The following is a 22,361-nucleotide window of genomic DNA, read 5'->3' as shown; positions in this document are numbered from 1 at the left end:
GTTGCGTGATCGAGATTACCCTGGCCGACCGGCCGCAAGTGCCTCCGGGATGGGCGTCTGGCCGTCGTTGAACTCGATGGTGCGCCCGACCGTCGAGTCGTTGGACAGGCAGGCCGCGATCGCTAACGCGACGTTGCCGCGTGACACCTGTCCTTTGTTGGCGTCCGGGCCGACGGCGATCCGGCCGGTCGCAGGATCGTCGGTGAGTCGGCTCGGCCCCAGCACCGTCCAGTCCAGATCCGTGGCCCGCAGGTGGGCGTCGGCGGCGGCCTTGGCCTGCGCGTACGGGAAGAACGGATCCTCTTCGGGAACACCATGGTCGGGGCCGGCGCCGAAATAGGACACCATCACGAACCGCCGGACACCGGCTTTCGCGGCGGCGTCGATGCTGCGGATCGCCGCGTCGCGGTCCACGGCGTAGGTGCGTGCCGGGTTGCCACCGCCGGCGCCGGCGGAGAACACCACCGCGTCATGGTCGGCCACGAGCCGGGCCAGGCCGTCGGTGTCGAGCTGCTCGATATCGGCCACCACCGGGACCGCGCCGGTGACCGCGACCTCTTCGGCGTGGTCGGGGTTGCGGAACACCGAAGTGACCTGGTCGCCCGGTTCATGCGGCGGTTCGGTCAGGATCCGGGCGAGTAGCAGGGCGACCTTGCCGTGGCCGCCGATGATCACGATGCGCGCCATGGAATCGACGCTACCTGCTGCGGTTCTGAGGTCTACCTGCCTGGGCCGTTGGGCCACTTGAGCAATGAGCCGGCATCGACGCGGATGTGCTGGCCGGTGATGTAGCGCGCGTCATCGCTGGCCAGGAACACCCCGAGGTTGGCCATGTCTTCAGGCTCCACGTAGGGGATCGGCATGGCCTGGAAGAGAGTGAACAGCGGCTCGGCGTCCTCGCGGGTGGCCTTCTTGCCTTCGGCGGTCAGGTCGGGACGGAACATCGAATACATGCCGTCGTTCTGCAAGAGGTGGGTGTTGCAGTTGGTCGGGTGAATGGCGTTGACCCGGATCATCCTGGGCGCCAGGTGTAGAGACATCTCGTCGACGTACTCCATGACGATGCGCTTGCTCCAGCCGTAGCCGGCGCCGCCCGGCCCCATGTTCGGGTTGTCGGTGGTTCCGCGGATCATCCCGGCGGTCGAGCCCGTGACGATGATGGATGCCCCGTCGGGCAGATGCGGAATGGCGACGGCAACCGTGTTCATCACGCCCAGCAGGTCCACGTCGGAGGCGTCGACGAACTGCATCGGGTCCGGCTTGCCCATCGCCATCGGCAGAATTCCCGCGTTCGCGACCACGATGTCGATCCTGCCCAGATCGGCCATCCCGGCCTCGACCGCGTCGCGCAACTCGTGGCGCTCGCGGACGTCGGCGATCCGGGCGACCACCCGTCGGCCGAGTTCCTTGACCGCCCGTTCGGTTTCGGCCAGATCGTCGGGGGTGGCAAGCGGGTAGGGGTTCGACTCGATCTGGCGACAGATGTCGACGGCGATGATGTCGGCACCTTCTCTGGCCATCGCGAGGGCATGGGCACGCCCCTGCCCCCGGGCAGCACCGGTGATGAATGCGACCTTGCCGCTGAGCTTTCCGGACATGGACCGAACCTATGCGACCGCTTGGCCTTTATCAATAGGTTTCGGAACAAAACTTTGGTAGCACCCCGGGTGGGGTGTTGCTACCCGGTGGGTTTGCGCTGCGCGGCCCCCCGGACCAGCGTGTCGCGGGCCAGGGTCAACGCGGTACGGGTGCCCTGGCCCCGCACGATGTTCTCCGGAATCCACAGCAAGTCCATCACGCATCGCGACAACATCTCCATGGAGGGAGTCTCGATTCGGATTTCGCCCGAGCGGGTCCCGTCGGACAACAGCGACTTGAGCTGTCGCAGCCGGGTGGTGAATGCCAGGCCGGGGTTGGGAGTGTCCGGCGGGGAATAGCGCATCCACGCGAGCTGGATCTTCCACTCATCTGGGAACTGTTCCAGGGCATTGATATTGATCCAGCTCAGGGCGTCGAGTTTCTCAATGGGCGTTGCGTCCGCGCGCAGCACGGCCGCGAACCCGCCACCGGCTTTGGCTCCGAACGACGCCATGATCGATGCCAGGAGTTCGTCCTTGGAACCGATCAATCGGTAGACCGTGCCGGTTCCCATTCCCGCCGCGGAAGCGATGTCGCGAACGGTGGTGACCTCGTAGCCCTTGCTGCCGAACTCAGCGCGAGCCACCGCGCGAATGTGCGCGGCCTTGTCGTTGTCTTCCGCCGGATTCTCGTCAGCCCAGGTCTTGATTGCCTCTTCGGCGGCGACGAAGGCGGGGGAGTGGTCCAACTCCTCATCGCTGTGCTCACGGGCGGCCAAGCCCTGCAACATGATGCGGCTGAGCAGCGCTGCGGTCTGATCAGCGGCCGCCTTGTGCCGAATGACGTCCAGCCCTACGTGCATCATCGACTGACAGATCCGGTCGGCCAGCGTCGGCAGGTCGATATCGGGCCGGATGTAGCCGCTCCATCGTGCGGCCCGCAGCGTCTGCAGCATCGCCTGCTGGGCGTTGGTGGGCGGTTCCTGAAGCAGCTTGACCAGTTCGGGGTTTGCGCTGGGCGCCTCGTAGAACGACATCTGCAGCGCGGCACGATGTGCGACGGCGCACCGCGCGATCGCCGATCCCAGTTCGACGATGGCTTCGGCACCTGGCTGGGGTCCCAGTTCGTCCAACCGCTCATGTGCCACCTCGCCGAGGCGCTCGAGGTCGGCATGGTAGCGCCGGACCAGCTCGACCAGGATGGCTTCTTTGGAGTCGAAATGGTGGTACAGGCTGCCGGGCAGAATCCCGGCGGCGTCGGCGATCTCCTGCAGCGAGGTTCGTAGGCCCGACGAGGCGATCAACGTGGCGGCGGTCTGGAGAATCTCGGTGCGGCGTGTGCCGTCGTCATAGCCGCCGGTGTGGTTCGCAGAAGATGCCGCTCCGGTTGGCTTTCGGCGCCCCACCGCACCTCCACTGCTCCCGTGATCAGCCGGGACGGCCCGAGCACGAACGACCGAATATTTGGTTGAACGGTACCAGAATGTGACTGCTGGACCGGGCAGTTGGGGCCGGGGCCCGGTCAGGTTCCGGTGGGCAGCTTGGCGGCCAGGTCGAGGACCGTCACGGTGTCGGTGCCGGTCTTCTTCAGCCGCTCCGAGGAGCGGTAACCCAGGTCCACATCGCGGGCCTGCGCCCGCAGTGCGCCTACCGTGACCTGGTCCCGAGCCAGGTGCCCGAACATGTCAAAGGAGAAGAGCCGCAGTGCGTTCTCGTGGGTGATCTTGTCGATCTCGTCATCGGGAACCCCGGTCAGGTAACCGGCGAGCGACTCCGGCGCCAGCGGCCACGTCGAGTCCGAGTGGGGGTAGTCGCACTCCCAGGTGATCATGTCGAGGTTGAGCTTGTGCCGGCTCTCGATACCGAAGCCGTCGTCGATGAAACACGTCACGATCCGCTCCAGGAAGACCTCGCTGGGCAGCTTGTCACCAAAGTTCTGATGGGTCCAGGCGCGGTGCATCTTGTAGACCCGGTCGACGCGCTCGAGGAAGTACGGAATCCAGCCGATGCCGCCTTCGGAGAGCGCGAAGGTCAGCTCGGGAAACTTGCGCAGCGTCGGCGACCAGACCAGGTCCGCCGCCGCGTTGACGATGCTCATCGGTTGCAAGGTGATCATCGTGTCGACCGGGGCATCGATGGACGTGATCACGACCGACGAAGACGACCCGATGTGCAGGCAGACGACCGTGTTTTCGTCACTGCAGGCCTGCCAGAACGGATCCCAATGTGGATCGTGCAGCGACGGGTATTCCAGCTTGGTCGGGTTCTCCGAGAAGGTGACCGCGTGGCAGCCCTTCTTGGCCACTCGCCGGACTTCGTCGGCCATCAGGTTCGGGTCCCAGATCGGCGGCAGAGCCAGCGGGATCATCCGACCCGGGTAGGTGGCGCACCATTCGTCGATGTGCCAGTCGTTGTAGGCCCGCAGCACCGCCAACCCGAGGTCTTTGTCCTTGGCGCGCGCGAAGTACTGTCCGCAGAACTGCGGATAGGACGGGAAGTTCATCGCGGCGGCAACGCCGTTGGCGTTCATGTCGCGGATCCGCTCGTGGATGTTGTAGCACCCCTCCCGGATCTCGCTCAATTTCGTCGGCTCCGCGCCATACTCATCCGGCGGACGACCGGCCACTGCGTTGAGGCCGACGTTGGTGGCCTCTTGTCCCTCGAAGACCCAGGCGTCAGTACCGTCGGCGCGCTGGATCAACTTGGGCACATCGTGTTTGTACCTATCTGGGATGTGACCGTCGAACATGTCGGGCGGCTCGACAAGATGATCGTCGACGGAAACGAGGACGAAGTCGTCCATGTTCATACGGGCTCCTTGTGCTGTGCGGGTATGCCACACTCGTCGCCCGTCCGACTCTACGGCGGAACAGATATTTGGTCAACGTTGGGAGATCGAGAGAAACTCCGGCGCGATCTGATCGTCGATCGTCGGCCAGGGGACCGTGACGACCTTGATCCCTGGGCCGAATTGGACCGGGGGAAAGTGAAACTCAACGCCCTCGCGCGTTGGGATCCAATACTTGAAGTTGACATCGACCGGGGCAAACTGGCCGGCGCGCCGCCAGTCGCGCAACTGCGTCGGCGAAGCCACCGTGGCGAGCCTCGCCTCTACCCCCTCCCCGAGGCGGATCAGGCCGGCCGTTTTGTCGCGAAACAGGTTGTCCCAGGTGATGATGTCGCCGCTGCGGGTGTCGCAGACGACAGTGCCCACCGTTTGCCTTGGCATGTGCGGTTCGGCGGTGTTGTATGCACCGACGAACACCTCGGACACGGTCGCGGGCCGCACGCTGATCGTTCCGGTCGCATCGAATGTCCAGGGCCGTCTGGTGGATCCGTCCCACGTGGCTTGGGTGACTTCACGGTTCGCCTCGGCGTCAATGTGATCGTTGATGGCCTGGTCCACCGGTGAGCCGCCGTCGTCGAGGCGTTGATAGTGCACTGTCCAAGTCCCCAGCCCGTCCGGGCTGGTACCGGAGATCATTGCTTCGGCAGGCCCGGCTCGGGCCACACCCGCAAGGACGATGTTGCTCAGTGTGAGCAGCACCAGCAGCATCGCAATACACCGTGCAGCGAGCACTATTTCAGCTCGACGCGACTGGCCAGCCATCGGCCGCCGATCAGTTCCATCGTCATTGCCACCCGGCTACGGTCAAGCCGGGTATTGGGATTGGCTACGTTGGTGATCGCCTGGTCAACGAACAGCAGGACCTCGACCTTGTGCTTGGCCGCCGACTTGACCGCAGCGTCCACGACAACTCCCTTGCTCATCGCCTTGTTGTCGATCAGCACCTGTCGCAACTGGGTCGCGGACTGGCTGTACATGTCCTTGAACTCGCCCGTGGCACCGTCGACGACCTTCGCAAAGTTGTCGTCGACACCGCTGGAATCGATGCTCGTCAGCGCTACGGCGTAGTCGCGGGCGGCGGCCAGCGCCGCTCCACTCGCCGCCGCGACATCGTCGTGCTGTTTGTATTGCCAGCCCAGGAATGCCAGTGCTGCCGCTGCGGATATGACGGCCGTGGCCGCGAACAGGTTACGGCGGCGTCGGTGCCGGGGTTCGGCGGTTGTCGCGCCAGCAGCTGCGCTGTTCTTCTCGGAGACGCCGGCCGCGACGTCTTGCTCGACGAGTTGCGTTGCCATGCTTGCCTCTTTCATCAGCTCGGCGGGTCCGGGGGTAGTTGCACCTGCATCGGTACGCCACCGAATGGCGTCTGCAGCGTGCGTGGGTCCGGCGGAACCGGATCGGCTTGAGCCCTCGGGTCATAACCGGGGGGTGGGCCCGCCGTGTCATCCTCGGGCGGACGTGGTGCGTTACGGGCGCCGCGGACCAGAACGGACGGGTCGGGATTTTTGCAGTAGGTGTACAGATACGGCTCGGGATAGTTCGGTATGGCGGGCGGAAGCGGCGGAAGCCCGTAGTCGCAGCTGTACCGCGGGTAGAGATCCGCGATCACCCAGACCGCCCCGTCGCGCACCACGCCGCTCAACGCCTCTACCGCCGAGCCGCCGCGATCCGAGTTGACGATTTCGTTCAGGGCGGGCAGCCGCGCGGACGAGAGTTGGGCGGTGCTGACGAGATTGCCCAGCAGCTGGACCATCGTGTCGGAGTTGTCGTCGACGATTCTGTCCATCATGGTGAGGGGACGCTGGCCGCGATCCATCAGGACGCGGAATCCACCATCCATGGACCGGGCTCCTGCCATGATGTCGTGCAGGTTGTGCGAGGTGCTGATCAACCCGGGTCCGGTGTCGGCGAAGGTGGTCAGGACGGTACGGCTGGTCCGCAGGACACTCACTGTTTCGGGCAGTACCGAGTCGAGGGTTGAGATGAGGAATGCCCCGCCGTCAAGCAGGGCCGCGAGCTTGGCCGGCCCCTGATTCGATACCCGAAGTTCGGTGGTGATGGCAGCAAGCTTCTCTGGATCCACTTGAGCCAGCAGCCCGTTGGCGTCGGCAAGAAGTTGCGCCAGCGAGACCGGCACCGCGGTCTGGTCCTGGTCGATGACGGCACCGTCGGTAAGGGCGGGCCCGCCGGGCTGCTCGGGCTGGAAGTCCAGGTACTGCTCGCCAGCCGCTGACAGAGCTGAAACCCGGACTCGGCTGTTTCGCGGCACCCGCTTCCGGCTGTCGATCGAGACCGATGCGACGACATCGGTGTCGCCGAGCAATACCGCGTCGACCTTGCCGATCCGTACCCCACGCAACGTGACGTCCTGATTCGGCAGCAGACCCCCTGATTCGCGCAGGTGCACCCGCACGGCGATGGTCGAACGGAAAGGGCTTATGCCCAGGGTTCCGCCGACGATATAGACCAACACGACGATCAGGGTGATGATGATGCCAGCCGCCGACACCGCGACACGGTGGCGGCGCAGGGTGTGTGCCGAATCGACCAGCAGTCGCGCCGGCGCTTCCAGGAGGTGCAGTGGGCTGTTCATCATCGCGGCTGATGCTCAGGCCCGTATATGCGGCTCAACAACAGGTTCCACTCATATCGGAGGCTGCCGATCATGGCGTGCCAGTCCGTGCCGTCGGGACCGTGAATTCCGGGATCACCGGGATAGTTCTTGTCGGGCAACGCCGCGATCGCCAGCTGCGTGACGACTCCGACCGCGTGGATGTCGGGCCCGCTGGTGATATGGGTGATCCCGGTGATCATCCGATTCCAGATGTTCAGATTGAGGTCAGGGTCGGTGGCGATCTGGTTGAAGACGTCGGACAGTCGGTTGAGATCGCTGATGGTGCTCCGGGTATCGGTGCCCTGCATCGATGGAAAGCGGTTGAGCTGGGCGGTGATCCGGCCGGTCGCAGAAAGCAGGTCGGCGACGCTGGTGGCGTTGTCGGCGAGGGCCTCCGTGGCCGGCGTGGCCGCTGCGAGAACCGTATTGAGGGTCTCGCGGCGATCCGACAAGGTGGCGGCGAGATCGGAGGTGTTGCGCAGCGCGTTGTCGATCTGCGTCGAGCGGTCATTCAGCCGCGCCAGCAGTGCGTTGGAGTTATGCAGCAGTGCGGCGACCTTTTCGCCCCGCCCGCCCACCGCCGTGCCCGCCCCATTGACCGTTGACACCAGACGGCGTATCGCGCCGCCGTTGACCAGGAGCGCGGCCGAGCCGAGTACGTCTTCGATCGTTGCGGCGGAAGTCGTGTGGTCCAAGGCGATGGTGTCGCCGTCGCGCAGCCGCGCAGAATCGTCCGTGGTATTGGATCCGCGTCGCACCGCGATGAAGATGTCGCCCAGTGGAGTCGCTGAGCGCAACTCGGCGATGGTGTCGGTGTACAGCGCTATGTCGGCACTGACTTTCATCGTCACCACAGCCGAGAAGTCTTGAGCATGAATGGATTCGACTTCGCCGATGTCGGCGCCGTTGAGCTTTACCTTCGCTTTCACGGGAAGGTTCAACGCGTTGGTGAATAGGGCTGTCAGGGTGATGTCCCCGTCGACCCGCCCCGGCGCCGGCAGGGGAATGTCTGCCAGGCCGCCCGCGCAACCGGCCAACGCCCATACCAATCCCGCGGCGACCGCGGATCGGACCGCACGGCGGACCGCGGTGATCCCCCGCTGTGGCGTCATCGTCCGACTCCCGCCATGTGTTCGAGTAGTCCGGTCATTCCCTCCACGAAGAAAGTGGTGCCGAATTCTGGTGCATTGTCGGCGACCGTCCCGGTGGCACAGCCAAGGTCTTTGATACCGGCCAGATTGCAGATCTCCTTGGCCATCTGGCCGTTGAGCAGCAGCTTGTCGAGCGTGGGGTGGATCCGCAGGGTGTGGCCGCTGGGATCAACGGCGTTGTAGATGTTGGTGCCCACCAGGGGCAGAACGTCGAGGATCTCTTCGACCTGGCGGCGATTGTCGGTGAGAGTGGTCGTGAGGGCGCCGAAATCACCGACGGCGCCTTTCATGGTGTCGCGATTCCTTTCCAGCAGGGCTGCGGCCTGGTCCAGGATCTGGTTGGCCTTGGCGCCGGTACTGCCGGCACCAAGGTTCTCGGCGGCGATCACATCGCTGAGCGCGCGAATGTTCGAACCGAATTCGCGGATCGTGGTGTCGTTGTCCGCAGCCGCCTGGGTCAAGTCGGCGAGGCTGGCGGCGATGGACGAAATGGTCTTTCCGGTGGCGGCGCCGTTGTCGGAGCTCAGGCGTAAGGCCGCAGAGAGCTGATCGAGGGCCGACTTGATCTCGGGTCCGTTGCCGGACGATATCTTGGCCCCGATTCCGATCAGGTTGGCAAGCGGACCGCGGCCCTGACCATCACCGTCCAGAGCGCGAGACAGCTTGTCGGCCATGGCCAGTGTGCGATCGAACTCGACGGGCGTTCTGGTGCGGGCCAGACCCACCACGTCGCCGTCGCGCAATTTTGGACCGCCGCCGTACGTGGGCGTCAGTTCGACATGCCGATCGGTGAGGATGGACGTGGCGACGGTAACCGCCTGAACATCGGCGGGAATGTCGATGTCCCTATCGATGACGAGCTTCACCTCCACGTAGCTGTCTTTGGGGTTGATCTCGGTGACTTTCCCGACCGGCATGCCGAGCACTGATACCGCATTGCCCTCGTAGAGTCCGACGGCTTCTTCGAACTGCGCCGTAACGGTCAGCGCGCGGTGTGGGTCGCCGGATGTGAGGCACCAGATCAGAATTCCGCTGAACGCGACGAGGGCCAATCCGATCGCGATGGACTTGGTGCGAGTGGTGTGACGGTTCATCCGGGCAGCCTCGCCGGGTCCGGTGGCGGCCAACCCGGAAACGGGTCCGCGGTGGGTTGGCAATCGGTGAAGTATTGCGCCAGCCCGAACTGCGTGCCGCGCCCACTGAGCGCACACATCCAGGAATCGATGAGCACCCCGGACGGCAGATTGATGTCGAGTGCGGTGCCGCTGCCGCTGGCATTGGCCAGATTGCGGAAGGCCACCGGCATCACTTGCAGCGTGTTGCGGACCAGCGCGTCGTGCTTGGCGGCCATCTCGGCGAATTGCTGCATGTTGGCCAGCATTTCGTTGATCGCGGGCTCGTCGTCGAAGATCGTCTTCAAAGTGTCGACCAATACGGTGGTGCCCTCGAGTAGCCGGTGTAACGAAGCCTGCCGGGCGTTGACCGTTTGGAGTAGGTCTCTGCCTTGGATCACCAGCGCGCCGAGGTCGGCCTTCTGGTCGCGGATGACGCGGGTGATGGTGTCTACGTTCTTCAACAGTGAACCGATCTGATCGCGGCGGGCTGAGATCACGGCCGCCAGTGATTGGACGTTGCGCAGGGCCTCGGGCAGCGCCTCGGGTACGCCGGAGAGGCCGTTGCTCATCTCGGCCATCGACTCAGCGATGCGGTCGGCGTCCACCTGCTCGAAGGTGGTGGTCGCGTCGGCCAGCGTGGCCTGGAGGTTATAGGGGACCGACGTGTTGGCCAATGTGATGGTGCGGGAAGGAAGTTCGCCGGCTCCGGCGGGGGAGAGCTCCAGATAGCGCCGGCCCAGCAGAGTTGTCAGTTTGATTGCCGCCCGCGACGCATCGCCCAACCGCACACCGTTGCCGACGGTGAATTTCACTGTGATGCGATCGCCGCTGAGTGCGACGTCTTTCACGGTGCCGACTTCGATTCCCGCCACGGTGACCTGGTCACCGGGACTGAGCTGGGCGGCCTGCGCGAACTCGGCCCGATACCCGGTCCGGCCGAGTGACAACTTGCCGATACCGACGATGGCCATGATGACCAATGCCATGACGGCCACTGAGACGGTGCCCACCCAGATCGGGTTGTAACCCTCGATCGGGCGCTTGCGGCTCAGCGACATCGTGCGTCTACCTGCAGATCGGTGAATGTTGGACGATGTTGCCCGGCGAGGCGAGTTTGACGGTGCCGGGGATCACCCGGCCCAGGAACGCGAACACCGTGGAGTTGATGTCGCAGATGTATCCGTCGATGTAGCTTCCGCTTTGGGTTGCCCGGGCGAGGCCTTTGAGAACCAGTACGAGATTCGCGCCGTAATGAGCGAACCGTTGCCGTCCCTCGCCCGTGAGATGCCCGACGAATCCGGGCTCGCGCAGCAGCAATTCTTCAAGCTGTGGATAGACCGCATCCAGGAGCACCGACAATCGATCCGTTGCGTGGGTGATCGAACCGGTCGACGCCACCAGCTCATCGCGGCGGGCGGCCAGGGTCGACAAGGCGGCGCGGGAGTGGTCGATCACGGCTTGCAGGTCGCGGTCTTGGCGCGCCAGGATCGCGGCGACCTCGTCGAGGTTTGCGATGACGTCGCCGAGGATCTGATCGGGACCCGCGAACGACTCGGCAAGTGCCGAGGTCTGACTGATCAATGTCACCAAAGACGCGGAATCGCCTTGTAAGGCCGCAATGATGCCGCTGGTGAGGTTGTCCACCTGTTGCGGGCTCAAAAGGGTGAACAGCGGCTCGAATCCGTTGAGCAGATAGGAGATGTCGAACGACGGGTTGGTGCGCTCGACCGGGATGCTGGCGTGATCCGGTAACAAGTTGTGCGGGGACGCGGTTCCGGGGGAGAGTCCCAGGTACCGCTGGCCGATGATGTTCTGATACGTCACCGATGCGGTGGTGTCGTCGTAGAGTGCGTGGGTCTTCGGCACCCGGAAGGTGACCTTGGCCAGGTTGCCCTCCAACTCGACTCGGTCCACGCGTCCCACCCGAACACCCGCGGTGCGTACGTCGTCGCCGCTGTGCAGACCGGATACGTCGGTGAATACCGCGCTGTAGCTGTTCGTCGGGCCGGTGACTTCGCGGCGCAGGGTGACGAAGACCAACCACGTGGCGGTGGTGGAAACCACCAGGAACAGGCTCAGCCCGAGTAACGCCTTGCGATACCTCATCGGTCACCGCCGGAGTACGCCGTCAACCGAACCGTATTGCCGCGCAGCAGCGGTGCGAGGAGCAGTTCGGCGGCAGTGTTGGCCTGATCGCCCATGATGACCTCCAACTGTTGCTTCTCCCTGGTGCTGCCGACCGGGCCCACGTTGCCGCCGATGACGGCCGCCTGAGGCTGTGCCGGAGCCGCGGGCTCGGGGCCCGGGGCTACCGGCTCCGGCGGTGCCGGTTCGGGGCCGCCGGCGGGCGGCAACACCGAACCCCGCGGCGGTGCGAAGTTGGGGCGGTTCTCGGTAATGCCGGGAGGCAGTGGAAACCCGCGGGATTCGAGCGACGGTGTCAATGCCGGCGCGGTCGGGACCTCGGGGGCGGTGAAGCAACTGGGCCCGGCCATGTCGCCGTAACGCGGGCAGTCAGCTCGTACGTAGGTCCTGGTCGGGTTCAGCGAGATGACGGCTTTGGCTTGCAGCTGGTTCGTGTCGTAGTTCCAGGCGACTTCCATGACCCGGCCGACCAGTGTGGTCAGCCGGGTGGCGATCGCGTGCAGGGTCTCGGCGTGATCGCCCAGCACGCCCAAGACGGGTGTCAGCTTGGTGGAGATGTCGATCATCCGGTCGGTGTTGTGGTCGAAGGCATCGCCGAGAATTCCGGTTGTACCGAGGCCGGCGGACAGCAGATTCATCAGTTCCGAACGCTTTTCGGCGAGCGTGCGCATGGGCGTAACGGCGCCGTCGAGTGCGTCGAGGAGTTCCGGCGCGGTGTGACCGAGCGCAGCGGTGGCCTCGGTCAGTGCGGCGATCGTCGACGGTCCCAGCTCGTCGCCGGTGACAACCGTGTTGAGTTCGTCGACGATCTCGTTCAGGTTGCGACCGGCCTGCTGCAGCCGATCGCCCCGTCCGCTGGTGGCATCGCCCAAGGCAGTGAGCCATCCGACGCTGTCGGTGGAGGGCCGGCGGCCCACGGCGGCGAGCACTTGACGGAACTTGTTCAGCGTGGTCTGGAACAGCACCGTCGGCAACGCCTGATCTTCGCCGATCACCGCTCCCGACCGCACCGGGGCCGAGTGGGTGCCGTTGTCGACCAGCTGCACTGACGAGACCGCGAAGACGTTGGACGGCACCACTCGGGCGGTAACTGTGTCGGGAATCCCGGGCGCATACGCGGGGCTGAGGTCGATACGGACGATGTTGGGATGACCCGCCGTCGCGGGCGTGACTGCTGACACGAATCCGACCAGGACGCCGCGGAACTTCACGTCGGATTTCACCGGCAGGCCGTCGCCGACGTTGGTGAGTTCGGCACTGACCCGAACGGAATGCTGCAGGACACCCTGTGACTGCGCGATCAGCAGTGCCACGCCGATCGCCACGATCGCCAACAAGACCAACCCGCTGACGAACAGTCGAAGGTTGGAAGGTCCGCGGTCATTGGCGTCGAAAGAGTTCGGCATGATCAGCCACCGAACCTCGCGCCGGCGTTGACGCCCCACATCGCCATCGTCAGTAGGGCGTTCAAAATGATCACCACCGTGATGGTGGCCCGCATCGCGTGGCCCGCGGCGACTCCGACGCCCTGCGGACCTCCCGAAGCGAAATAGCCGTAGTAGCACTGAATTACGGCGGCAAAGAAGATGAAAACGACGCCTTTGATCGTCGCGTAGAAGACGTCACGAGCGCTGCTGAACAGGGCGAAATAGTGTCCGTAGGTGCCCGCGGAGGTGTGCGCGATGACTCCGACCACGACCTGCGCAGAAAGGTATGCCGCAGCCAGGCAGACCAGGAACAGCGGAATGGCAGCCAACACCGACGCCGCCACCCGGGTGGTCACCAGGTAGGGAATGGGCTTGATCGCCAGCGCATCCATGGCGTCGATCTCTTCGGCGATGCGCATGGCGCCCAGTTGGGCGGTGAAACGGCAGCCCGCCTGGGTGGTGAAAGCGATGGCGATCATGACCGGCACCAACTCGCGGGTCGATCCCCACGAGGACAACAGGCCGGTTGCCGGACCCAGGCCCAACAGGTTCAGTGCGTTGTAACCCTCGATGGCCAGTAGTGCGCCGGCAGTGATACCCAGCACGACCGATACCCCCATCGTGCCGCCGCCCACGACGAGCGCCCCGTTGCCCCAGGCGATGTCGGACAGGTTGCGGATGAACTCCCGACGGTAGCGAGCCAGCATGACCGGGACCGCCACCAGAACACGACAGATGAAGTCCAGCATGTGGCCGGCCTTGGCGATGGGCCGCCACACGACCTCGGCCGCTTGAAAGACATGGTGAACCGCACGGGGGCGGTAGACGGCTACGGCCATGGCGACTACAAGCTCGCTTTGGGAAAGAGCAGCAGGTAGAGCTGGCTCATTCCGACATTGACGATCATCAGCAGCAGAATCGATTCGACCACCGCAGCGTTCACCGAATTCGCGACCCCGGCCGGTCCGCCACGGGTGTCCAAGCCCTTATGACATGCCACGACGGCGACGATCGCGCCGAAGGCGATCGCCTTGGCCAGGGCCAGGACGAGGTCATCGACGGTCGCGAAGGAGGCGAAGGTTGCGACGAAAGATCCCGGTGTTCCGCTCTGAACGTAGACGTTGAACAGGTAGCCGACGAAGAACCCGGCGCACGTCGCGAGACCGGTCAACGCAACGCCGACCAGAATCAGCGCGGCGAAGCGCGGAACGACCAATCGGCGTATGACGGAAACCCCCATCACCTCCATCGCATCGACTTCTTCGCGCATGGTCCGGGAACCCAGGTCCGCACTCACCGCCGAACCGACCGCTGCCGCCAGCAATATCGCGGCGACCAGGGGAGCGCCCTGGCGTATCACCACCAGCCCGTTCGCGGCGCCTGACAGAGACTCCGCGCCGACTTGGCCGGCCAGCACGGCGAACTGGATCGACAGCGTGACACCGACGGGGATCGTCACCAGCAGTGTCGGCACCAGTGCGGTGCCGGCCATGAATGCCGCCTGCTTGACGAACTCCGACATCGCGAAGCGTCCGGTGAACAGGTCGATGAACAGGTACTGCACGGTGCGCAGCCCGAGAGTGGTCTGGCCGCCCACCGTTCCCAGCGATCGCAACGGGTGCGACCAGGCGTAGGACCGAAGCCATGCTCCGACCTCGGCGAGCGAATCTCCGTCGGCATACTCCCCACGCTCCGATGAGACAGTCAGCGGACCCTCCCCGTTCTGCTCGACGATCGCGACCCGAAAGTCACCATCGGACGCCAAGCCGTTGACCGACCTACGTACCAAACCGGCCCCACCTGCAGAAGCCGCAATGCCGTCGTCTCGGCATAGCGGACCCAATGTTTGGTTTCGTCAGCGGAGCCTATCGCGCGGTGCGGTATGTGGTCAACGCTTTGGCGCCGCCTGGTGAGGGCCTTGTCAAGGCACCGTCAACGGCCCTCGAGAGGCTGGTTCGGCACGCCCGGGAACAGTGGCTCGCTGGGGCCCGCGGTCACCCAGCCGCCGAGCTTGGTGGCGAGATGGGGCGCGAAGACCGCTCCGTACAACCCGTTTCCGATCACAATGACCGCGATGATGGACAGCACCGACGATTGCAGCCGAGTGGTCGACCGTTTGTCGGCCCACATCTCGATGACATTCCTTCCTTGCGAATCCGTTCGGCCGAGCAGGTAGGTGAAGACCATCATCTGCACACCCATGGCCAGCGAGTCGTAAAGCGGGTACTGGTGCGGGGTTCCCTCCCACAGCGCCAGGCCGGGAATCACGTAGCCGTAACAGAAGTTACCGAGTCGGGCGCCCAGGATGGCGTTGAAAAGAAATGCCCAGCAGCAGCCCACGATGAGCCCCACGGTCAGCAACGTCGTCGGTCGTCGCCAACCGAACCTCGTGGCCATTCCGCGCCCGAGCCGGGCACCCACCAGCGCGGGCAGCACGAAGTACGAGATGTATCCGATGGGCACGGCCAAGGGCAGGCCGCCCCAGGTCATATTCAGCGGCCACCACGAAGGCATGCGGGGCAGTGCCGGCGGAAACTGCGCATACACCGCCCAGTCGTAGGGTGCCTCGATCCAGGAGAACGATATGGCTGAGATGCTCAAGAGCAGCAGTGGGTGCAGGTGTCGCCGCCGCCAGCTCAGGTAGGCGCCCATAGCGAAGAACGCGATTCCGCTGATGTAGGAGAAACTTTGGGCGGCCTGCAGTGAGGGCGCCAGCCCGGCGTTCACCGGCGTGCTTCCGGATCGAAACGCAGCACGAGGGCGTAGATCAGGACGATCAGTCCGAACAGCGTGCCCAGCATGATCACAGCACCCACGTCCGCGCCTCCTTCGACGGCGACTTTCAATAGATAGCGGCCACTATCCAATGTAGATAGTGGAGACTATCCTAAAGTTGTCCGACGGCGAGTGCGATTCAAGGAGTGGAACAGATTGCCCCAGCGAGTTTCCAACACCGCGCAGCCTGGCCCGGCCATGCGCAGGTCGCGCGGCGAGCCGCGTCGGCTGCTGCTTGACGCCGCCCGAGACCTCTTCGCCCGCCAGGACTATCGCAGCACCACCACGCGCGAGATCGCGCAGGTGGCCGGGGTCACCGAACCCCTGTTGTTCCGTCACTTCGGCTCGAAGGCGACGTTGTTCCGTGAGGCACTCGTCACGCCGTTCACTAGTTTCGTCGATGAATTCTGCCGGACGTGGCAGTCGCTCGATCCGGAACAGACCGGCGAAGAAGAGTTGGCCCGCCATTTTGTCGGGCGGCTCTACGACGTGTTCGTCCGCCATCAGGGGCTGCTGGTCACGCTCATGGCCGCGGACTCGCTCACCGAGGAAGAGGCAGCGCAGGCTGGCATTGCCGACGTTCGGCGGGCGATCACGCTGCTCGGCCAGATCAGCGCGGAGGGGATGAACCTGCGATCGATCGGATCAGCGCACCCGAACCTGCCGGCGCACTCCACCGTGGCGATGATCGCCGGAATGGCCGCACTGCGGTCGACGTACTTCGGGGCCAGGCCTCCTTCGCGAAAGGTGATCGTCGAGGAACTCACCCAGGCGAGCCTGCACGGCTTCCTGCACCGGAGCGACCAAGGGACACGACCATGACAGGCGCCAGCGCGGTCGGGCTCTACTACGACCCGTTCGACAGCGATATCGATGACGATCCGTATCCGGTGTGGAAGCGCATGCGTGACGAAACGCCCTTGTACTACAACGAGAAATACAATTTCTACGCGCTGAGCCGCTACGACGACGTGGCGCGCGAGCTGCCGAACTGGGACACCTATCGCTCTGGTCGAGGGACCACCGCCGACATCTTGTTCAACAACCTCGAGGTACCGCCGGGCATCCTGCTGTTCGAGGATCCGCCACTGCACGACCTGCACCGCAGCCTGCTCTCGCGAGTCTTCACCCCGCGGCGGATGCTGTCCGTAGAACCTCTGATCCGTGACTTCTGCGTCAAGGAGCTGGACCCCCTGGTAGGTGCCGGCGGGTTCGACTTCATCGCCGATCTCGGGGTGGTGATGCCGATGCGGACGATCGGCTATCTACTCGGGATCCCGGAGACGGACCAGGAGGCGATCCGGGAGCGCAACGGTTCTTTCATCGAGATGGCCGAGGGGCGCGAACCCGGTGACATCAGCCAACAGATATTCGCCGACGCCATCGTCATGTTCGCCGAGTACATCGAGTGGCGCGCCAACCATCCCTCCGATGACCTGATGACCGATCTGTTGCGGGCGGAGATCGACGAGCCCGACGGCACGCGACGTCCGCTGTCTCGCACCGAAGTGCTGGCCTATACCGCCATGATCGCCGGGGCCGGAAATGAGACCACGGCCCGGCTGATCGGTTTCATGGCGCAACTGCTCTCGGATCATCCCGATCAACGCCGCGAGGTCGCCCGCGATCCTTCGCTGATTCCCGGTGCGGTCGAGGAAACCCTGCGCTACGAACCGCCGTCGCCGGTGCAGGCGCGCTATGTCGCGCGCGACGTCGAGCACTACGGCCGCCAGGTTCCCGAAGGGTCGTTCATGTTGCTGCTGAACGGTTCTGCCAACCGTGACCATCGGCATTTCGCCGACCCGGATCGCTTCGACATCCACCGCGAGGGCGGCCACCTCAGCTTCGGCAAGGGCGTGCACTTCTGCCTCGGGTCGGCGCTGGCCCGGCTGGAGGCGCGGGTGGCCTTCGAGGAGGTCCTCAAGCGGTGGCCGGACTGGGAAGTCGACTACGCAGGTGCTGAACGCGCGCACACCGCCAGCGTGCGGGGGTGGGCGCGGCTACCCGTTGCCACCCGATGACACTCACATCGCGATGCCGAGCCGATCGCAGACACCGAACACCTCGTCGAAAATGGAGTCCGGAACCGTGAACGGCTCGGTCGACGACACTTGTGCCAGGTGCGCCGCGACGTCGTCGGCGGTGGGATCGTCACCGGTATCGGCAGCCCACCCGTGGCCGAGGCCGACGAAGACACGTGCGAACCGGCCTGCGCAGGCTGAGTAGTTGTGATGGGTGAGACCGCAGTCGCGGCTGGCCAGGTAGACCACCATCGGAACCACCAGCTCGGGCCGGATCGCCTGGAGGAACCCGGCTTCTTCGATCGCCGTCGGGTCGGCCACCGTATCGGTGACCATTCGGGAAAACCCAAACGGCAGTACGGTATTGGATCTGATGCCGTGTGGCGCGCCCTCGATCGCGATAACGTTGGACAGCCCGACCAATCCGGCTTTGGCGGCGGCGTAGTGCGCCTCCAACGGTTGGCCGAACATGCCGCCCGATGACGAGATGAACACGAACCGGCCGTAGCCCTGCTTCTTCATCACCCGGTAGGCGGGCCGGCTCAGGTAGAACCCGCCGTCCAGGTGCACTCGTAGCATTCGCCGCCAGCTGTCGGCGGACATGTCCTCAAACGCAATGCTGTTGAAGATCCCGGCATTGCTGACCACGGCATCGAGGCGGCCGAAACGTTCGACGGCACGCGCGACGATTGCCTCCCCGCCGGTCGGGCCATCCACCGAGTCGTGCGATGCGACGGCGACGCCGCCGGCGGAAGTGATCTCGTCGACCACCAGGTCGGCCACCTGGGCGTCCGCGCCGTCGCCGTCCATCGACCCACCGAGGTCGTTGACCACTACCGAGGCGCCGCGCTTCGCCAGCTCTAGCGCGTAGAGCCGGCCGAGGCCGCGCCCAGCCCCGGTCACGACGACAACCTGGCCGATGAAATCGATCAACGCGGCGCCTACCCCTCGACTGATTGACTGCGGTCGTGCCGGACTCTACGGTGGAACAGATATTTGGTCAATTAGCGGATGGGGGTCCGTGACGAACCACCACGAAGCCGCCGAATCCGTGCAGCGCTGGAACCTGTTGGCATCCGCGCTGTCCGGCCGTGCACTGCAGGTGGCAGCAGCCGGTGTCGGCGAACTCGCGTGGACCGACGGCAAGACCGTCTTCGTGGACCCGGCCGCCGGCGCGGCCGGTCAACTCGAGGCGGTCACCGTTCAGGCCTGCCTGCTCGCGGCCGGAAGCCTGGAGCCCGAACTGGTGCGCAGGCTGGTCCGGCGCCCCGCGCTCACGGCCCGCTACCTCGCTGTCGAAGGGCATCGGGCGTTGGCGGCCGGCGTCGAGCTGCTGCCGCCGGCGGTGGCGTCGTTGATCGACCACGAGCTGGCCGCCCGCAGCGAATCGCCCGCCGAATCGCTGACCTTGGCAAACGCGGTCGACGCCACTGCACCACCCGCGTTCGGCGTCATTCGGCCGGGAAAGTTATTGGCTGAGCACAAGAACGGAGCCAAGCCGCTGGCCCAGGACGCGCAGCGACCGCGCCGCCAGAGCGGACCGCTGGCCGACCTCGACGAGGGTGACGCCGCCGAAGACGCGGTAGACATCTTCTCGAGTCCGGTCGGCGGCAGCGGCGCGCTCGGCCGACTGGTCGCCAAGATGCTCGAGGTGACCCGCCGGTTGCGGGGCAATGGGCCACCGGGTGCGGATGCGCCCACCCATCGGACTCGATCGGGGGTCCGGGGTTTCGGCAATGCCGTGTCGTCGGCCGGTGTCGGCGCCGTTGAGGATGACAACGTCGCGCGCGACCCGGTGGGCGCGACGTATCACGAATGGGACGTTCACCGCCGGTGCTACCGGCCGAACTGGTGCACCGTCGTGGAGGTCGTGCCCAGTCCCGATACCAAGACGGTGCTGCGGCCCGCCGACTACGGCTTGCGCCGGCCGTTGGCCCGGCTCGGGGTGGGCTTGGATCGCTATCACCGGCAACCGCAGGGCGACGACATCGATCTGGATGCGGCGATCGAGGGCCGGGTCGAAGCGCTGGCCGGTTCGGCGCCCGACGAAGCGGTCTACCTGGACAGCCTGCGCCGGCGGCGAGATCTTGCCGTGCTGATCCTGCTGGACGTCTCGGCCTCCGCGGCTGAGCCCGGCACCCTTGGTGAGACCGTGCACGAGCAACAACGCGCGGCGGCCGCTGCGTTGGCCACGGCTTTGCATGACCTGGGGGATCGCCTCGCGCTCTATGCGTTTCACTCGCAGGGCAGATCCGCGGTGCACGTCAGCCCGGTCAAGCGCTTCGACGAGGCGCTCGACGTCCTGGCGATGCGGCGGTTGCAGGGTCTGAAACCCGGTGCCTACTCGCGGCTGGGGGCCGCCATCCGGCACGGCTCCACCGTCTTGGAACGCCGTGGCGGGACTCCGCGGCGGCTGCTTGTCGTGCTCTCCGACGGGCTCGCCTATGACCACGGCTACGAGCGCCGCTACGGCGCGGCCGATGCCCGCCGCGCACTCGCTGAGGCGCGCCGACGCGGCACCGGTTGCCTGTGTCTGACCGTCGGGGCGGCCACCGACGTCGAGGAGTTGCGCCGGGTGTTCGGCAGCGCCGCGCACGCGACCATTCCCCGCTTGGACCAACTCAACCGGGTGATCGGACCGCTGTTCCGCTCGGCGTTGTGCTCGGCCGACCTGCGACGACGTGTTGCGTGAAGAGAAGGGTATGAAGAACATGACACCTGCGGCCCACGGTCCGCGCCCCTACTACGTGTCGACCGGCAACGAGGAACAGGTCTTCAAAGCCGCCTACCGGCAAGGGTTGTCGATCGTTCTCAAAGGCCCCACCGGCTGCGGGAAGACCCGCTTCGTCGAAGCGATGGCCCATGACTTGGACCGGCCGCTGGTCACCGTTGCCTGCCATGACGATCTGACCACCGCGGATCTGGTCGGCCGTTTCCTGCTGCGCGGCGGTGAGACCGAGTGGGTGGACGGGCCGCTGACGCGGGCGGTGCGCGAGGGCGCGATCTGTTACCTCGACGAGGTGGTGGAGGCCCGCCAGGACACCACCGTGGTGCTGCACCCGCTGGCCGATCACCGCCGCCAGTTGCCGATCGAGCGGCTGGGCGTGACCCTCGATGCCGCGCCGGGGTTCGGCCTGGTGGTGTCCTACAACCCCGGGTACCAGAGTGTGCTCAAGGATCTCAAGGATTCGACTCGGCAGCGGATGGTGGCCATTGAATTCGGTTTCCCCGCAACCGACGTCGAGGAGAAGATCGTTGCGTGTGAGGCCGGTGTCGACCACGAGCGATCCGCCGAACTGGTCCGGCTCGGGCAGGCGATTCGACGCGTGGAGACCGGCGGGCTGCGTGAGGTGGCGTCGACGCGGGTGCTGATCGCCGCCGGGCGACTGATCGCCGAGGGGCTGGCCCCGCGCGAGGCGGCCCGCGCGGCCATCGCGGGACCGCTGACCGACGACTCGCAGGTGAGCGGCGGACTTGCGGAGATGATCGACGTGTACCTGCCCGAGAGATGATTGACGGTCCGTCGACTGCGCGCTAGTGTCTGAACAAATATTAGGTTCATCACGGAGGCGAGATGTCCTACGAGAGCACCGCGGAACCGATCAAGATCGGTTATCTGATGGACTTCCGGCTCCCCGAAGGCTTCCCGAAGACCTATTTCGAAGACCTGACCCAACCGTTCGACCTGGTCTTCAAGCAGGTGACCGAACAAGGTCTGCTGGACCGGCCGATCGAGATCGTCTATCGCGAAGTCGAGGGCCTGCCCAAGGGCTCGGTCAAGGCGGTCATCGACGCCTACGGCGAATTGTGCGACGAGGGCTGCCTGGCCATCTTCGGGCCGCACATCACCGACAACTGTGTGCCGACGCGCGAGGCGATCGAGGAGCGTTTCAAGGTGCCGTGCATCAGTGTCACCGGCTCCGACGAAGCGCTGGGGGAGTGGTTCTTCGCGTTCCCGCAGGGATCGCTGACCGATGAGCCCATCTTCTGGACGGACCTGCTCGCCAAGGCGGGGCACACGGAAGTCGGAGTGCTCAAGGAACAGTCGCTGGTGGGCGAAACCTACCTGAAGAACTTCCGCGAAGCGTGTCGGCGCAAGGGCATCCGGATCGTGGCCGAGGCGACGATCGCTCAGACCGCCCAAGATGTCTCGGCCGCAGTGCGTACCTTGCACGAAGCCAAGGCGCCGGCGATCGTGCACTGCGGCTTCGGATTCGGTGTGGTCTTCATCAACCCGGCATTGCAGGAGCTGAATTGGGACCCGCCCCGATTCACCAGCACCGCCTTCCAGAACGCCTGGATCAACCCGATCATGTGGAACGCGTTCATGGGCTGGGTCGGCATCGACCAGTACGACGAGGGCAATCCGATCGGGCAGGCGTTCCTCGACGACTACCAGCAGGCTTACGGCCGTCGCACCCAGTGGTGCGTGTCGGTGGTGAACCGGGACGTCGCAATGACACTGGTACGCGCACTGAGCGACGCCCATCCGCTGAGCCCGCGCGGCGTCAAGGAAGCCCTGGAGCGGGTGAAGATGATGCCCGCCGCCTCCGGGGCGCCGGGCACCCGGGTGTCGTTCGGGAACTGGACGCGCCGCGCCTGGATGGGCGCCGGCTATCTGGTGGCCCGCAGGCTCGACGCCGACGGCGTCAACTCTCATCTCGTCGATCGTTTCGGAGAGGAATAAC

The 22,361-nt window shown here is 65.3% G+C and carries 21 protein-coding genes; 5 read left to right on the top strand and 16 right to left on the bottom strand.

Going from position 1 to position 22,361, the window contains the following annotated elements; genetic code table 11:
- Window positions 1-15: 15 nt before the first annotated feature.
- The 15 genes from ABW16_RS00670 to ABW16_RS00600 all read right to left on the bottom strand — a co-directional run bounded on the left by ABW16_RS00670 (window position 16) and on the right by ABW16_RS00600 (window position 15,604).
- Window positions 16-687, bottom strand: a complete 672-nt coding sequence (locus ABW16_RS00670; protein WP_047317204.1) for an SDR family oxidoreductase — start codon at window positions 685-687, stop codon at window positions 16-18.
- A 32-nt stretch (window positions 688-719) separates the two neighbouring features.
- Window positions 720-1,598 carry a mycofactocin-coupled SDR family oxidoreductase gene (locus ABW16_RS00665; protein ID WP_047317203.1) on the bottom strand — a complete coding sequence of 293 codons (879 nt, stop codon included), beginning with the start codon at window positions 1,596-1,598 and terminating at the stop codon, window positions 720-722.
- Window positions 1,599-1,678: 80 nt separating this feature from the next.
- The gene (locus ABW16_RS00660; protein WP_047317202.1) at window positions 1,679-2,983 is read right to left on the bottom strand and encodes a TetR/AcrR family transcriptional regulator; all 1,305 of its coding nucleotides are present in this window, start codon (window positions 2,981-2,983) and stop codon (window positions 1,679-1,681) included.
- 116 nt (window positions 2,984-3,099) lie between these two features.
- Entirely contained in the window at window positions 3,100-4,386 is a 1,287-nt protein-coding gene (locus ABW16_RS00655; protein WP_047317201.1) for an amidohydrolase family protein, read from the bottom strand.
- Between the two features lie 72 nt (window positions 4,387-4,458).
- Window positions 4,459-5,133, bottom strand: a complete 675-nt coding sequence (locus ABW16_RS00650; protein ID WP_052956729.1) for an RsiV family protein — start codon at window positions 5,131-5,133, stop codon at window positions 4,459-4,461.
- A gap of 23 nt (window positions 5,134-5,156) precedes the next feature.
- Window positions 5,157-5,720, bottom strand: a complete 564-nt coding sequence (locus tag ABW16_RS00645) for a hypothetical protein (protein WP_052956770.1) — start codon at window positions 5,718-5,720, stop codon at window positions 5,157-5,159.
- A gap of 14 nt (window positions 5,721-5,734) precedes the next feature.
- Window positions 5,735-7,021: an MlaD family protein gene (locus tag ABW16_RS00640; RefSeq protein ID WP_082133888.1), complete on the bottom strand. Its 1,287-nt coding sequence runs from the start codon at window positions 7,019-7,021 to the stop codon at window positions 5,735-5,737.
- Window positions 7,018-8,151, bottom strand: coding sequence for an MCE family protein (locus ABW16_RS00635; protein WP_047317199.1), 1,134 nt, complete (start codon window positions 8,149-8,151; stop codon window positions 7,018-7,020). The genes ABW16_RS00640 and ABW16_RS00635 overlap by 4 nt, the downstream gene beginning before the upstream one ends.
- A complete protein-coding gene (locus ABW16_RS00630; protein WP_052956769.1) occupies window positions 8,148-9,284 on the bottom strand; it encodes an MlaD family protein in 1,137 nt (378 codons plus the stop codon). Before ABW16_RS00630 ends, ABW16_RS00635 begins: the two co-directional genes overlap by 4 nt.
- Window positions 9,281-10,363 (bottom strand): MCE family protein, encoded by a 1,083-nt coding sequence (locus ABW16_RS00625; RefSeq protein WP_047317198.1) that lies wholly within the window; start codon window positions 10,361-10,363, stop codon window positions 9,281-9,283. Before ABW16_RS00625 ends, ABW16_RS00630 begins: the two co-directional genes overlap by 4 nt.
- A 7-nt stretch (window positions 10,364-10,370) precedes the next feature.
- A complete protein-coding gene (locus ABW16_RS00620; RefSeq protein WP_047317197.1) occupies window positions 10,371-11,411 on the bottom strand; it encodes an MCE family protein in 1,041 nt (346 codons plus the stop codon).
- Entirely contained in the window at window positions 11,408-12,856 is a 1,449-nt protein-coding gene (locus ABW16_RS00615) for an MlaD family protein (RefSeq protein WP_047317642.1), read from the bottom strand. The genes ABW16_RS00620 and ABW16_RS00615 overlap by 4 nt, the downstream gene beginning before the upstream one ends.
- A gap of 2 nt (window positions 12,857-12,858) precedes the next feature.
- Window positions 12,859-13,716, bottom strand: coding sequence for an ABC transporter permease (locus tag ABW16_RS00610; protein ID WP_047317196.1), 858 nt, complete (start codon window positions 13,714-13,716; stop codon window positions 12,859-12,861).
- A gap of 5 nt (window positions 13,717-13,721) precedes the next feature.
- Window positions 13,722-14,585, bottom strand: coding sequence for an MlaE family ABC transporter permease (locus tag ABW16_RS00605; RefSeq protein ID WP_047317641.1), 864 nt, complete (start codon window positions 14,583-14,585; stop codon window positions 13,722-13,724).
- 224 nt (window positions 14,586-14,809) lie between these two features.
- Window positions 14,810-15,604 (bottom strand): spirocyclase AveC family protein, encoded by a 795-nt coding sequence (locus ABW16_RS00600; protein WP_047317195.1) that lies wholly within the window; start codon window positions 15,602-15,604, stop codon window positions 14,810-14,812.
- A 246-nt stretch (window positions 15,605-15,850) separates the two neighbouring features.
- Between ABW16_RS00600 and ABW16_RS00595 the strand changes: the two genes are divergently transcribed.
- Complete coding sequence (locus ABW16_RS00595; protein ID WP_109519433.1) at window positions 15,851-16,474, top strand: TetR/AcrR family transcriptional regulator; 624 nt, start codon at window positions 15,851-15,853, stop codon at window positions 16,472-16,474.
- Window positions 16,471-17,673 (top strand): cytochrome P450, encoded by a 1,203-nt coding sequence (locus ABW16_RS00590; protein WP_047317194.1) that lies wholly within the window; start codon window positions 16,471-16,473, stop codon window positions 17,671-17,673. Before ABW16_RS00595 ends, ABW16_RS00590 begins: the two co-directional genes overlap by 4 nt.
- A 3-nt stretch (window positions 17,674-17,676) precedes the next feature.
- Here the strand turns inward: ABW16_RS00590 and ABW16_RS00585 are convergent, their stop codons facing one another.
- Entirely contained in the window at window positions 17,677-18,606 is a 930-nt protein-coding gene (locus ABW16_RS00585) for an SDR family NAD(P)-dependent oxidoreductase (protein ID WP_047317193.1), read from the bottom strand.
- Window positions 18,607-18,694: 88 nt separating this feature from the next.
- On the opposite strand from ABW16_RS00585, the gene ABW16_RS00580 reads away from it, so the two are divergent.
- The 3 genes from ABW16_RS00580 (at window position 18,695) to ABW16_RS00570 (ending at window position 22,360) form a co-directional block, all read left to right on the top strand.
- Window positions 18,695-20,365, top strand: a complete 1,671-nt coding sequence (locus ABW16_RS00580; RefSeq protein WP_047317192.1) for a nitric oxide reductase activation protein NorD — start codon at window positions 18,695-18,697, stop codon at window positions 20,363-20,365.
- Between the two features lie 10 nt (window positions 20,366-20,375).
- Entirely contained in the window at window positions 20,376-21,185 is an 810-nt protein-coding gene (locus tag ABW16_RS00575) for a CbbQ/NirQ/NorQ/GpvN family protein (protein ID WP_047317191.1), read from the top strand.
- A 62-nt stretch (window positions 21,186-21,247) separates the two neighbouring features.
- Window positions 21,248-22,360 (top strand): ABC transporter substrate-binding protein, encoded by a 1,113-nt coding sequence (locus tag ABW16_RS00570; protein ID WP_047317190.1) that lies wholly within the window; start codon window positions 21,248-21,250, stop codon window positions 22,358-22,360.
- Window position 22,361 lies beyond the last annotated feature (1 nt).

The organism is Mycolicibacter heraklionensis, from assembly GCF_001021505.1.
Taxonomy (GTDB): domain Bacteria; phylum Actinomycetota; class Actinomycetes; order Mycobacteriales; family Mycobacteriaceae; genus Mycobacterium; species Mycobacterium heraklionense.
Note: the sequence above shows the minus strand (reverse complement) of the source record. Positions and strands in the feature narration are given on the sequence as shown.

Excerpts from the sequence above, each read along its gene's own strand:
- ABW16_RS00575 (WP_047317191.1), top strand. The coding sequence starts at position 20,376 with ATGAAGAACATGACACCTGCGGCCCACGGTCCGCGCCCCTACTACGTG.
- ABW16_RS00650 (WP_052956729.1), bottom strand. The coding sequence starts at position 5,133 with ATGCTGCTGGTGCTGCTCACACTGAGCAACATCGTCCTTGCGGGTGTG.
- ABW16_RS00630 (WP_052956769.1), bottom strand. The coding sequence starts at position 9,284 with ATGAACCGTCACACCACTCGCACCAAGTCCATCGCGATCGGATTGGCC.
- ABW16_RS00655 (WP_047317201.1), bottom strand. The coding sequence starts at position 4,386 with ATGAACATGGACGACTTCGTCCTCGTTTCCGTCGACGATCATCTTGTC.
- ABW16_RS00620 (WP_047317197.1), bottom strand. The coding sequence starts at position 11,411 with ATGAGGTATCGCAAGGCGTTACTCGGGCTGAGCCTGTTCCTGGTGGTT.
- ABW16_RS00625 (WP_047317198.1), bottom strand. The coding sequence starts at position 10,363 with ATGTCGCTGAGCCGCAAGCGCCCGATCGAGGGTTACAACCCGATCTGG.
- ABW16_RS00570 (WP_047317190.1), top strand. The coding sequence starts at position 21,248 with ATGTCCTACGAGAGCACCGCGGAACCGATCAAGATCGGTTATCTGATG.
- ABW16_RS00670 (WP_047317204.1), bottom strand. The coding sequence starts at position 687 with ATGGCGCGCATCGTGATCATCGGCGGCCACGGCAAGGTCGCCCTGCTA.
- ABW16_RS00640 (WP_082133888.1), bottom strand. The coding sequence starts at position 7,021 with ATGATGAACAGCCCACTGCACCTCCTGGAAGCGCCGGCGCGACTGCTG.
- ABW16_RS00635 (WP_047317199.1), bottom strand. The coding sequence starts at position 8,151 with ATGACGCCACAGCGGGGGATCACCGCGGTCCGCCGTGCGGTCCGATCC.
- ABW16_RS00615 (WP_047317642.1), bottom strand. The coding sequence starts at position 12,856 with ATGCCGAACTCTTTCGACGCCAATGACCGCGGACCTTCCAACCTTCGA.
- ABW16_RS00645 (WP_052956770.1), bottom strand. The coding sequence starts at position 5,720 with ATGGCAACGCAACTCGTCGAGCAAGACGTCGCGGCCGGCGTCTCCGAG.
- ABW16_RS00595 (WP_109519433.1), top strand. The coding sequence starts at position 15,851 with ATGCGCAGGTCGCGCGGCGAGCCGCGTCGGCTGCTGCTTGACGCCGCC.
- ABW16_RS00590 (WP_047317194.1), top strand. The coding sequence starts at position 16,471 with ATGACAGGCGCCAGCGCGGTCGGGCTCTACTACGACCCGTTCGACAGC.
- ABW16_RS00665 (WP_047317203.1), bottom strand. The coding sequence starts at position 1,598 with ATGTCCGGAAAGCTCAGCGGCAAGGTCGCATTCATCACCGGTGCTGCC.
- ABW16_RS00610 (WP_047317196.1), bottom strand. The coding sequence starts at position 13,716 with ATGGCCGTAGCCGTCTACCGCCCCCGTGCGGTTCACCATGTCTTTCAA.